This is a genomic window from Flavobacterium cheonanense (genome assembly GCF_039539185.1).
GTDB lineage: Bacteria > Bacteroidota > Bacteroidia > Flavobacteriales > Flavobacteriaceae > Flavobacterium > Flavobacterium cheonanense.
In genome coordinates this window covers 311,291-323,590 of record NZ_BAABCT010000003.1, presented here as the reverse complement: position 1 = coordinate 323,590, position 12,300 = coordinate 311,291, and the positions used below count along the sequence as shown (strand labels likewise).

General features: G+C 30.5%; 14 protein-coding genes. 7 read left to right on the top strand and 7 right to left on the bottom strand.

The window, feature by feature from the left end; genetic code table 11:
• Nucleotides 1-189: 189 nt before the first annotated feature.
• Entirely contained in the window at nt 190-990 is an 801-nt protein-coding gene (locus ABD766_RS08360) for a class I SAM-dependent methyltransferase (protein WP_344816243.1), read from the bottom strand.
• Nucleotides 991-1,077: 87 nt separating this feature from the next.
• Between ABD766_RS08360 and ABD766_RS08355 the strand changes: the two genes are divergently transcribed.
• The 3 genes from ABD766_RS08355 to ABD766_RS08345 all read left to right on the top strand — a co-directional run bounded on the left by ABD766_RS08355 (nt 1,078) and on the right by ABD766_RS08345 (nt 3,027).
• On the top strand, nt 1,078-2,010 hold the full coding sequence (locus ABD766_RS08355) for a peptidylprolyl isomerase (protein ID WP_344816242.1): 933 nt from the start codon (nt 1,078-1,080) through the stop codon (nt 2,008-2,010).
• Between the two features lie 86 nt (nt 2,011-2,096).
• Nucleotides 2,097-2,396 (top strand): c-type cytochrome, encoded by a 300-nt coding sequence (locus tag ABD766_RS08350; protein WP_344816241.1) that lies wholly within the window; start codon nt 2,097-2,099, stop codon nt 2,394-2,396.
• 76 nt (nt 2,397-2,472) lie between these two features.
• Nucleotides 2,473-3,027, top strand: a complete 555-nt coding sequence (locus ABD766_RS08345; RefSeq protein ID WP_344816240.1) for a hypothetical protein — start codon at nt 2,473-2,475, stop codon at nt 3,025-3,027.
• Between the two features lie 5 nt (nt 3,028-3,032).
• On the opposite strand, the gene ABD766_RS08340 is transcribed toward ABD766_RS08345, so the two are convergent.
• Nucleotides 3,033-4,304, bottom strand: coding sequence for a glucose-1-phosphate adenylyltransferase (locus tag ABD766_RS08340; protein WP_344816239.1), 1,272 nt, complete (start codon nt 4,302-4,304; stop codon nt 3,033-3,035).
• An 11-nt stretch (nt 4,305-4,315) separates the two neighbouring features.
• Complete coding sequence (gene glgA, locus ABD766_RS08335) at nt 4,316-5,542, bottom strand: glycogen synthase (RefSeq protein WP_344816238.1); 1,227 nt, start codon at nt 5,540-5,542, stop codon at nt 4,316-4,318.
• Nucleotides 5,543-5,658: 116 nt separating this feature from the next.
• On the opposite strand from glgA, the gene ABD766_RS08330 reads away from it, so the two are divergent.
• Nucleotides 5,659-5,994 carry a tRNA-binding protein gene (locus ABD766_RS08330; RefSeq protein ID WP_344816237.1) on the top strand — a complete coding sequence of 112 codons (336 nt, stop codon included), beginning with the start codon at nt 5,659-5,661 and terminating at the stop codon, nt 5,992-5,994.
• Between the two features lie 387 nt (nt 5,995-6,381).
• Here ABD766_RS08330 and ABD766_RS08325 read toward each other — a convergent pair whose 3' ends face one another.
• The 4 genes from ABD766_RS08325 to ABD766_RS08310 form a co-directional block, all read right to left on the bottom strand.
• On the bottom strand, nt 6,382-6,597 hold the full coding sequence (locus tag ABD766_RS08325; protein ID WP_344816236.1) for a hypothetical protein: 216 nt from the start codon (nt 6,595-6,597) through the stop codon (nt 6,382-6,384).
• A gap of 12 nt (nt 6,598-6,609) precedes the next feature.
• Nucleotides 6,610-7,401: a WG repeat-containing protein gene (locus ABD766_RS08320; RefSeq protein WP_344816235.1), complete on the bottom strand. Its 792-nt coding sequence runs from the start codon at nt 7,399-7,401 to the stop codon at nt 6,610-6,612.
• Between the two features lie 67 nt (nt 7,402-7,468).
• Entirely contained in the window at nt 7,469-7,849 is a 381-nt protein-coding gene (locus ABD766_RS08315) for a PUR family DNA/RNA-binding protein (RefSeq protein WP_298302381.1), read from the bottom strand.
• A gap of 68 nt (nt 7,850-7,917) precedes the next feature.
• Nucleotides 7,918-9,675 (bottom strand): ABC transporter ATP-binding protein, encoded by a 1,758-nt coding sequence (locus ABD766_RS08310; protein ID WP_344816234.1) that lies wholly within the window; start codon nt 9,673-9,675, stop codon nt 7,918-7,920.
• 194 nt (nt 9,676-9,869) lie between these two features.
• On the opposite strand from ABD766_RS08310, the gene ABD766_RS08305 reads away from it, so the two are divergent.
• From ABD766_RS08305 to yajC, 3 genes are all read left to right on the top strand, one after another.
• Nucleotides 9,870-10,973 carry a Glu/Leu/Phe/Val family dehydrogenase gene (locus ABD766_RS08305; protein ID WP_298303278.1) on the top strand — a complete coding sequence of 368 codons (1,104 nt, stop codon included), beginning with the start codon at nt 9,870-9,872 and terminating at the stop codon, nt 10,971-10,973.
• Nucleotides 10,974-11,091: 118 nt separating this feature from the next.
• Nucleotides 11,092-12,000, top strand: a complete 909-nt coding sequence (nusB, locus tag ABD766_RS08300) for a transcription antitermination factor NusB (RefSeq protein WP_344816246.1) — start codon at nt 11,092-11,094, stop codon at nt 11,998-12,000.
• An 18-nt stretch (nt 12,001-12,018) separates the two neighbouring features.
• Nucleotides 12,019-12,294: a preprotein translocase subunit YajC gene (yajC, locus tag ABD766_RS08295; protein ID WP_344816233.1), complete on the top strand. Its 276-nt coding sequence runs from the start codon at nt 12,019-12,021 to the stop codon at nt 12,292-12,294.
• Nucleotides 12,295-12,300 lie beyond the last annotated feature (6 nt).

The following is a 12,300-nucleotide window of genomic DNA, read 5'->3' as shown; positions in this document are numbered from 1 at the left end:
CAGGAAAAGGATATGGTGAGTCGCAACTAGTAAACGATTGTGGTTGTGAACCAACAAACCAATCAAGTTGTACTGAAGACCAACACCAAGCCAACAGAAGATCTGAATTTATTATTACTAAATTGTAGATTATTTAATATACAATTGTTTAAACCCTGGGAACCGTTCAAGTAATTGAGCGGTTCTTTTTTATTTCTTATATGCTAAAATAGAATATACCATTGGAATCTTATTGCCAAAATGTTTTATCCTAAATTTATTTGGCTCAAATTCTTCCATTTCATTAAAGCAATTGTAAGGCGAATAATCATATTCATTAAAACAATTAATTTCCAAACCATTATTAATCAAAGAATTTAATAATTCAGATGTTGGGTGATTCCAAGTCATCGTTTGTGTTGAAAGTTCAGCTTTTTTATCAGCATAAGTTCCAGATTCGTCTTCAATAATAGGTTCGACATTGAAATAGTTATAAAAAATCTCCTTAAAATCATTGTCAAACATCCAAACAACAGGATGAAAATCAGCCATTATAAATTTTCCGTCAGGTTTTAAAAAATGTGAAATAACTTTTGCCCATTTATCTAAATCTGGAAACCAACCAATAGTTCCATAACTTGTGAAAACAATATCAAATTTTTCATCAATAAACTTTGGAGCATCATAAATATCACAGCATACAAATGTGGTATCTAAATTCAATTTTGCTGCAAATTCTCTTGCTCTTTCAACAGCTTTATCAGACAAATCAACACCAGTTGCTTTTGCACCCATTCTCGAAAATGTCATCGTATTTTGACCAAAATGGCATTGTAAATGCAAAATATTTTTTCCTTTTATATCTCCAAGTAATTCTAATTCAATTGAATTTAAAGTAGATTTTCCATCCAAAAAACCTTGCATATCATAAAATTCAGACGCAATATGAACATCAGTTTTATTATTCCAAGTTTGTTTATTTATGTTTATGTAATCCAATTTATTTTCCATTTCAAAATATTTTAAAATCAAATGTACTATTTAAATCGAAACAATTAAAATTTTGTAATTTTGCACTTCAAATAAAAATACAATAGAATGGAAAACGGAATATATGCTAAATTCAATACCTCAAAAGGTTCAATTTTAGTAAAACTTACACACGATTTAACACCAGGAACAGTTGGAAACTTTGTAGGATTGGCAGAAGGTCAATTAGAAAACACTGCAAAACCAATGGGAAAACCATATTACGATGGATTAAAATTTCATAGAGTAATTCCAGATTTTATGATTCAAGGTGGTTGTCCACAAGGAATTGGTACAGGTGATGGAGGATACAAATTTGATGACGAATTTCATCCAAGTTTGAAGCATGATAGACCAGGAGTTTTGTCAATGGCAAATGCTGGTCCAGGAACTAACGGAACTCAATTCTTTATAACACATGTTCCAACAAGTTGGTTAGATGGAAAGCACACGGTTTTTGGTCATGTTGTAGAAGGTCAAGATGTTGTAGATGCTGTAGCTCAAGGTGATTTAATAGAAACTTTAGAGATTATTAGAGTAGGAGAAGAAGCTGAAAAATGGAATGCAATTGAAGCATTCAGAACATTTGAAGGTTCAAGATTGAGAAAATTAGAAGAAGCTAAAAAGCAAGCTGAAGAAGCAATGGAAAAATTAGCTGCTGGTTTTGATAAAACAGAAAGTGGATTAAGATATAAAATAATCCAAAAAGGAAATGGTAAAAAAGCAGAAGCAGGAAAAACGGTTTCTGTTCACTATACAGGTCAATTAGATAATGGAAAAACTTTTGATTCCTCTTATCCAAGAAAAAAACCAATTGAATTTCCATTAGGAAAAGGTCATGTTATTGAAGGTTGGGACGAAGGTATTCAATTGTTAGAAGTTGGTGACAAAGCACGTTTTGTAATTCCATCATATTTAGGATATGGAGCAAGCGGTGCAGGAGGTGTAATTCCACCAAATGCAACTTTAGTATTTGACGTTGAACTAATGGACGTTAAGTAAATATTGTAAATTAAATGTAAAAAAATAATCCCGATAGATATTCTGTTGGGATTTTTTTTATTTTTACTTTATCTAAACCAATAATTATGAAAACAAAAATTTTAGCAGTTGTACTTTTTGCAATTGTACTTTACTCATGTGGAGGATCTAAATCGGTTCCACCACCGCCGCCACCAGCTGTTGAGGCAAAACAACCAGAGAACGCCTCTGACTTGGCCGAAGGAAAAAGTTTATACGAAAACAATTGTGCAAAATGTCATGATCTTTTTAAACCAAAAGATTTTTCTGCAGAACAATGGAAACCAATTCTTTTAGACATGCAGAAAAAAGCAAAAATTTCTGATGAACAAAGAGATAAAATATATAATTATGTAACTGCAAACTAAAAATCAATCCGTCTTTTGGCGGATTTTTTATAGGAATAGTTTTTGAGTTATTATCTTTGAACTTTATTTACCTTCAATGCGTTATTTAATTATTTTTTTACTGGCAACTTTTTCAATTCAGGCACAAGATATGAGTCAGGCGCAACATTGTGGTTATGACTTTACTTCTTATTTAGTTTTGGATGTTCATGAAGAAGGAGCAAAGCAAAATATTAAAGGATTGAAATTGACATTGGTTGATTTAGAAGGAAATGAACTGATAAATATAAATAATAAATACAGTTGGAAAGAAGAAAATAAGCCCTTAATTTTTTCATTCAATTATAAAATTGAAGACGAAGTAAAATCTGAAATTCCTTCCGAAAATAAAAAAGAACGTTGGTTTTTCCCTTATGCAAAAGACAATTATTTTATGTCAATAATCAATTCATTTCCTGCTGACGAAGTGAAAGTAAAGATTGAAGACATTGATGGTAAAGAAAACGGTGGATTTTTTGAAACTCAAATCGTTGATTTAGGATTTTTTGATATGTTTGTTTTATGCACTAATCAAGCACAAGAATATGTAACTCAATTTGGCAGAAAAGCAAATAAACCGCTAGAAGTGATTCTTAAGAAAATACATAAATAGATATTTTATATCGTAAATCCGTTAGGTAACGTAACACCTTTTTTAATTACAATAATTCCATCCTTTATTGTGTACAAATCAGTGTTAGCATCTTTTAAATGTTTACCACCGTTAAGTTTTACATCATTTCCAATTTTACAGTTTTTATCTACAATAGTGTTGTTTATAAAACAACGTTCACCAATTCCTATATTTGTTATATTGTTGTATGTATTATGGCTAATTTCATCTAAATTTTGATAATAATCATTACCCATCAAATAGGAATTTGTTATAATTGAATCGCGATTAATTCGAGTTCGAATTCCAATAACCGAATGTTCAATTTTAGTACCGTTAATTATACAACCTTCAGCAATAATTGACTTGTCAACGGTTGTTCCACCTGTGATTTTTGAAGGAGGCAAAACTCTGGCACGAGTGTAAATTTTACCTGAATTATCAAATAAATTAAACTTCGGAATGTCGTCTGTCAATCCTAAATTAGCTTCAAAAAATGAATCAATGTTTCCAATATCGGTCCAGTATCCTTCATATTGATAACTTAATATTTTTTGTTTTCCTATAGCTTGTGGAATAATTTCTTTTCCAAAGTCTTTGGTTTCTTGATTCGACATTAATTCAATCAATAAATTTCTGTTGAATATGTAAATTCCCATTGAAGCCAAATAATGTTTTCCTTCCGCTTTAGATTCTTCGCTAACTTCCGATGTCCATTCAGGTAATAAATCGGCCTTTGGTTTTTCAATAAATGACGTAATAAAATTTTCAGAATCGGTTTTTAATATTCCAAATTCAGGAGCTTCTTTTGCAGAAACAGGCAAAGTTGCAATGGAAATATCGGCACCACTTTCTTGATGCGCTTTTATCATTTCGTTAAAATTCATTTGATACAATTGATCACCAGAAAGTATAAGCGCATAATCAAAATCGTGATTCAAAAAATGATTCATACATTGTCTAACGGCATCAGCTGTTCCTTGAAACCAAGTTGGATTATCTGGAGTTTGTTCAGCTGCCAAAATATCTACAAAAGCGGTACTAAAATGACTAAAGTGATACGTGTTTTTGATGTGTTGATTTAACGAAGCCGAATTAAATTGTGTCAAAACAAACATCCTTTTAATATCAGAATTAATACAATTTGAAATCGGAATATCCACTAATCGATATTTTCCTGCAATTGGAACGGCAGGTTTTGAACGGCTTTCTGTCAATGGAGATAATCTTGAACCTTGTCCGCCACCCAAAATAATGGCTAATGTACTTTTTTTCATTTTTTTAGTATTTATGCTTTTTCTTTTTCAAATTTTGAAATCACTTCTTCGTAATAGTTGTAAGTTGTTTTTGAAATAGATTCCCAACTAAATTTTTCTAAAACTCTTTTTCTTCCGGCTTGTCCCATTGTTGTCGCCAAAGTTTCATTTTCAAGTAATAAATTTATTTTAGAAGCAAAATTACGCTGAAATTCTTCTGGGTTTTTCGGATTAAAATCAGTTCTTGATACACTTTCTAGCGGAATTAAATAACCAGTTTCATCTTCGGTAATAATTTCAGGAATTCCACCAACAGCACTTCCTACAACTGGAGTTTCGCAAGACAACGCTTCAAGATTTATGATTCCAAATGGTTCGTACAATGATGGACAAGCAAAAACTCTTGCATGACTGTACAATACTTTGATTTTTTCTCTCGGAAGCATTTCAGAAATTAAGATAACTCCGTCTCTTTGTGATTTCAATTCTGCAATTAAATCTTCTGTTTCTTTTGCAATTTCTTCAGTATCAGGTGCGCCTGCACACAAAACAATTTGACAATTTTTATTAAAATATTTAGCTGCCGAAATCAACTGCGAAATCCCTTTTTGTCTAGTAATTCTTCCAACAAAAAGCACAAATGGAATATCAGGATTTATATCATATTCTAACAATAAATTGTTGTCAAATGTTGGTTTGTAAAATTCAGGATCAATTCCGTTATGGATTACAGTAACTTTTTCAGGATTAATTCCATAAGCTTCAACGACATCAGTTTTCATTTGTTCGCTAACAGCAATTACGCCATCAGCTGTATTGTATGCATGATTTTCAATCCAACGAGAAAGAAAATAACCATTTCCTAATTGTTCTACTTTCCAAGGTCGATGAGTTTCAAGGCTATGCGTTGTTAATATCAATGGAACTTGCAATAATTCTCTCGAAAAAATTCCTGCTAAATGTGTATACCAAGTATGACAATGAATTACATCTGCAAGTAAAGTGTGTTGCGACATTTCAACATTTTTACTCAAATTATTAAACATTTTGATGTGCGGATTCGATGCATCTTCCATTTTAGTCAACGAAGATTGAATTCCAATAATGTTCATAGCATCTTTTTCTTCTGGTTGATTTCCAAAACATCGTACTTCAACTTGTCCGAGTTTTGCTAATTCTTGACTTAAAAAATCGATATGTACTCCTGCGCCACCATAGATATTAGGCGGAAATTCATTGGAAAAAAGTGCTATTCTCATGTAGGATGAAAGGTCATAATTTGTGAATCATAAAGTTAGGGAATTTATTTAATCAATTCGTTTTTTAATAACATAAAAACTATACAAATTGTATTTTTGTATCTAAATGCAATTTTATGGAACCAATTACTTGGAATGATTTTGAAAAAGTAGAAATGCGAGTAGGAACAATAATTGAAGCCAATGATTTTCCTGAAGCCAGAAAACCTGCTTATCAATTGACGATAGATTTTGGTGCTGAAATCGGAATAAAAAAATCGTCGGCTCAAATCACAAAGCGATATGATAAAGTAGATTTGGTTGGAAAACAAATTATAGCAGTTGTGAACTTCCCAAAGAAACAAATTGGAAAATTCATGAGTGAATGTTTAGTTTTAGGTTCCGTAAATGAGGATGAAGTAGTTCTTTTATCATCCGATTTAAAAGTAGAAAACGGTTTGCGAATTGCATAAAAAACTCCAATTTATTTTTGATGTTTTTTTTATCATAGAATGCGGAGTTTTAATAGAATAATTTAAATGTGTTAAGTAAAATTTTCATAATTAAATCAGATTCATTTAAAAAATTAATCAGTTCAACATCATAACTTTGATAATTCAGAATAAATTAGCCAAAGACCTAAAATAATAAAGCCAAAAAGGCCACCATATATTCGAATTCTGTACATGTCAAGTGATTTTTTTGTATGTGCAATTTCCATAATCAAAAATAACACGCCTCCAAAAAAAAATAAAATCCCTAAAAAAAATATATATAAATCCATATTATTACTTTTTGATAACAAGCTACTCAAAATATTCTTTCTTGTAATACAGAGTTTTTCATAGGATGCGAATTGCTTAGTTTTGTTTTCTACGTTTATTAGCCATATACATATTAAAAACTGAAAGTAAAATAAATAATACCGGAACAACAAAGTAGAATTTTCGCTCTTCAAAGGAATCGTTTTGTTGAATATGTTGGTAATTTTCATAAATAATATACAACCAAAATAAAATTATTGTTAGATTCAAATGAAAAGCATACTTGTTTAAAAAAGCTAGAATTTTTTGCATAGTGTGAGTATTTTATATTTTATTTCCTTGTTTGTCAATGATAAAAGTTTTTCCATTTAAAGTTACTGTAGTGGTGCCATTTTTAAAATTCTCGGCCATTTCATAGATAATAGGAATTGCAATTTTTCCAGATTTGTCAGCGAAGCCAATCTTTCCATTTAACAATAAAAGACATAATCCATCTCTAAAAAAGTTGGCTCTTTCATAAATACAAGGAATTATTTCTTTAAAATTGGTATCAACATAACCCCATTTTTTATTGCGATAAACTCTTGCCACACCATTATCAAAGCCATCAATTGTGTCATAAATTAGAGGAAGTAAAACTTTTCCGTTGACATCAATTATGCCACATTTACCTGATTTTCTTACAATAGCGATACCGTTTTTAAATTGGTCAGCAATGTCATAGATTAACGGAATCGCTACTTTGCCATCGGCATTGCAATAACCGTATTTTCCTTTATTTACAACAACCGCTCTTTCATCTTTAAAGTTTCCAACATAATCATATATAAGAGGAATGATTTCTTGTCCAGTTTTTGAAAACGAACCCATTTTATCTCCCAATTTCACCCAGATTTTATCTTCAGAAAAGAAACCCATTTGGTCATAAATTGATGGAATAGTTTCTACGCCTGTGCTATCAACTACTCCAAATTTAGAATTGTTTGTTACTTTTTTATAGCCGTTACTATTGTATTGAATTTTAGCGTTATTTAAAACAGTATCTTCCTTTTTAACTAAATTATTTTGTGCAAATGCAGTATAACAAACCAATAAATAAAAGATTAAATGCTTCATAACTTTAAAAAATGACTAGAAATTAAAAACTCCAAAAATCTTTCAACTTTTGGAGTCTGTTTTTATTTTAAATATCATCAAAATCAATATCGGTAAAGCTAGTTGTCTTTGGTTCTTCTTCGCCTTCTGTTTTTTCGGTGAAATATTCTTTTTTGAAATCTTTTTGGTGTCGTTCAGAAATTACTTCTTCACCTTTATTGTTCAATACAAACGATGTCATTTCGTCTAAAATTTCTTTGAAAGCTGTAAAATCTTCCTTGTACAAATAAATTTTATGCTTTTTAAAGTGAAATGATCCATCTTCTTCGGTAAATTTTTTACTTTCAGTAATGGTAATGTAGTAATCTTCAGCTTTTGTAGCTCTTACATCAAAGAAATAGGTTCTTCTTCCTGCTCTCAATACTTTAGAAAAAATTTCATCTTTTTCTAACATGTCGTGTTCTCTCATATTCGTTCTGTCAATTAGTGTAGTTTTTCTTTTACGAAAATGATAAAAAAAATGTTACGATGCAAGAATTATTCTACTTCTTTTTCAGAAAGTTGTTTGTAATAAAGTTCTTTGTAATAGCCTTCTTGGTTTACTAATTGATTATGAGAACCTTGTTGGATGATTTTTCCTTCCTCTAAAATTATAATTATATCAGCATTTTTTGCTGAGGAAACTCTATGACTAACAATTATTGTGGTTTTATCTTTAGAAATTTCCAATAAATTATTCAAAATTTGTTCTTCGGTTTCTGTATCTACAGCTGAAAGACAATCGTCAAAAAGAAGAATTTCTGGATTTTTTATAATCGCTCTTGCTATAGAAACACGTTGTTTTTGTCCGCCAGAAAGTGTAATTCCTCTTTCACCAAGAATGGTTTCATATTGTTGGTTGAACTGAATGATATTATCATGAACTACTGATTTTCTAGCTGCTTCAAATACTTCTTCGTCAGTAGCATTTTCTTTTCCGAACTTAATATTATTCTTTATAGAATCAGAAAATAAAAAGGCATCTTGTGGAACAATTCCGATGCTGTTTCTTAAATCATATAGATTTAGTTCCGCCAAAGGAGTTCCATCCATTAAAATTTTGCCAACTTTTACATCGTGCATTCTAGTAATTAAAGTTAGAATACTCGATTTTCCTGAACCTGTTTTACCCAAAATGGCTAGAGTTTGTCCTTTTGCAACTTTAAAGGAAACATCTTTTAAAGCTTCAATATTGGTATCATCGTAAGTAAAACTCACATTTTTAAATTCAATTTCACCTTTAATTATAGAATGATTTGGATTGGTATTTTTAATTTCAGGTTCCACTTTCAAGAATTCGTTCAATCTTTTTTGTGATGCTTCAGCTTCTTGAACTAACGATGAAACCCAACCAATTGTGGCAACAGGCCAAGTTAGCATGTTTACATATAAAATGAATTCTGCAATTTTTCCGATGCTATCAATTTCGCCATTGATGTACATCATTCCACCAAAATAAATCACAACCAAGTTACTCACTCCAATTAAAGTAACCATCAACGGACCAAAAAAGGATTGAACATTGGCCAAACTCATACTCTTTGATTTGCTTTCTTTTGCTAAATCAATAATGTTGTTTTGATGTTGTTTTTCCAAACCATAAGCTTTTATAACTCTAATTCCTGAAAAAACTTCTTGTGTGTAACTTGAAATTTTAGATAAATATTGCTGAAAAATAGTACTTCGTTTGTTGATTTCAACACTCAATTTGAAAATGATAAACGATAAAATAGGCAAGGGTAGAAGTGTGTATAATGTTAATCTTGGTGAAACATTATACATATATATAATCACAATTGTAAAAGTAATTAACGTATTTATAGTGTACATCACAGCTGGTCCAACATACATTCGCACTTTGGCAACGTCTTCACTAATTCTACTCATCAAATCTCCAGTACGATTTTGTTTGTAAAAGTTCTGATCTAAAACCTCATAATGCTTAAAAACTTCATTTTTTAAATCAAATTCGATATGACGCGACATTACAATTAAAGTTTGACGCATCAAGAAAGTTAAAATCCCTGCAATTATTGTAGTTCCAACAATTAAAAGGATATTTTCTATCAATTGACTTTTAATTATTTCGTTACTTATGTTGTTTTTGTGAAAGTCCTCAATGGCTTTAAATGACTTACTAATCAATTTTGGTGTAAACAATCTAAAGATTTGTGCAACAATTGTGATGACAATACCTAATAAAAATCGGTATTTATATTTGACAAAATATTTATTTAAATATTGTAATTCTTTCATTTTAATTCTTTAATTGTTTACAGAAATACTTCTATAATTGTTAAAATGATAGAAATAATTCATTTTTAAAATATTCAGTAAAAATTAATTTTATTAACAATATGCTAATTAAAACTAAATTTCATGAATTATTTTGAATAAAAAGTTAAATTTGCGATGACTTATTGATAAAGTCGCAACCCAAATATATTTTTATGACTACAGAAATCACAACTCCAAAAGAGCTTCAAAAAATGGATCCGGTCTTCGGACAACTATCATTTGATAATCACGAGCAAATTGTTTTTTGCAACGACAAAGATACAGGATTAAAAGCAATAATTGGTATTCACAATTCAGTTTTAGGGCCAGCTTTGGGTGGAACTAGAATGTGGAATTATGCAAACGAATGGGAAGCATTAAATGATGTTTTACGTCTTTCTCGTGGTATGACTTATAAATCTGCAATTACAGGTTTAGATCTAGGTGGAGGAAAAGCAGTTATTATTGGTGACGCTAAAACTCAAAAAACGCCAGAAATGATGCGTAAATTTGGTGAGTTTGTTCATTCTTTATCAGGAAGATACATTACAGCAGAAGATGTTGGTATGGTAACTGCCGATATGGATACTGTTCGCGATGTAACTCCATACGTTACAGGAATTTCAGAATCTCGTGGTGGATCTGGTAATCCTTCTCCAGTAACCGCTTATGGTGTTTATATGGGAATGAAAGCTGCTGCTAAATACCAATTTGGTTCAGATAATTTAGACGGTAAAAAAATATTAGTTCAAGGAATTGGTCACGTTGGTGAAACTTTAGTTGAGTATTTAACTAAAGAAGGAGCTTTGGTTCAAATTGCAGATATAAACGAAGGACGTCTTGAAGAAGTAAGTAAAAAATATGGCGCTTCAATTTATACAGGAAGCGATTTATATACTGCAGATGTTGATATTTATGCACCTTGCGCACTTGGAGCTACAATTAATGACGATACAGTTTACAAGATAAATGCTAAAGTTATTGCAGGAGCGGCTAACAATCAGTTGGCAAATGAAAACGTTCACGGACCAATTTTACAAGAAAGAGGCATTGTTTATGCGCCAGATTTCTTAATCAACGCAGGTGGAATTATCAATGTTTATGCAGAAATTGCTCATTATGACAAAGCAGAATCAATGCGTAGAACAGAAAACATCTACAATACAACTTTAGAGATTTTTGATTATGCTAAAGCAAACAATTTGACGCCTCAAAAAGCAGCAATGGCAATTGCAGAACTTAGAATCGAACAAAGAAAAAAAGAAAACGCTAAATAGTTAAGTGTTTAAAAAAAATAGTTTTATTTTTGCAAAGCGAAAGAGCATTTTCTTTCGCTTTGTTAATTTTTAAAAGTTCTTATCCGTGTTAAACAGAAGACATATCCGTATAAAAGTGATGCAAGCTATTTATGCTATGCACCAAAGTGGTTCTGACGATCTTGAAAAACAAGAAAAATTTTTGCAAGCTAGTCTAGAAAATATTTTAGATTTATATCTAATAATGTTGTCTTCTTTAGTCGAAATTCGAAAAAAGGAAATAGAATATATCGAAATTGCTCAGAAAAAGCATCTTGCTACACCTGAAGAGCGAAATCCAAATCAACGTTTTGTAAACAATCCTATTCTTGTTGCTTTAGAAGAAAGTAATTCATTGAGTATTGCTTTAGAAAAAAGGAAAATCAACAACTGGCAGGCAAATGATGATACAATTTTGTTGCTTTTACAAGATTTAAAGCAAAGTGATTTGTATCAGAATTACATGGCTAAAAAAGCGGTTACTTTTGAAGAAGAGCGTTTTTTTGTGGTAGATATGTTCTCTGAATTGATTGCTCCAAATGAAAAATTATATTCTTACTTAGAGGATTTTAAATTGACTTGGGTAGACGATATTCCTGTTGTAAATACTCAAATTCAAAAGCAATTGCGTCATATGTCAGCTGATGCTGATTTGATAAAAGTTCCTGCAATTTATAAAGACGAAGAAGATAAAGATTTTGCATCAGCATTGTTTAGAAAAACGGTTTTAAACGAAAGTGAATTAGCAAAAGAATTTATTGATAAAACGCCAAATTGGGATGTCGAAAGAATAGCAGAATTGGATACGATAATTTTAAAAATGGCTATTTGTGAGTTTTTGAAGTTTCCATCAATTCCTTTGAAAGTTACTATTAATGAATATTTAGAACTTGCAAAAGAATACTCAACACCAAAAAGTAGTCTTTTTATTAATGGAATTTTAGATAATCTTGTAAAAGATTTCCAAAAAAATAATAGAGTTAATAAAGCCGGAAGAGGTTTAATATAAATTTAAATAATAAAAAATATGGAACAGATAAGTCAGTTTTTACCGTTTATTCTAATGTTTGTTGTAATCTATTTATTTATGATAGTGCCACAACAAAAGAAAGCTAAAAAAGAGAAAGAGTTTGAAAGTAGTTTGAAAGTAGGTGATAAAATAGTCACTAAAAGTGGTTTTCATGGTAAAATTGCTGAATTAGCTGAAACTACAGTTGTTATTGAAACAATGTCAGGAAAATTAAAAATGGAAAAGTCTGCTATATCTCTTGATATGAGTGCTGCTTTGAACAAGAAAGCATAAGTTTAG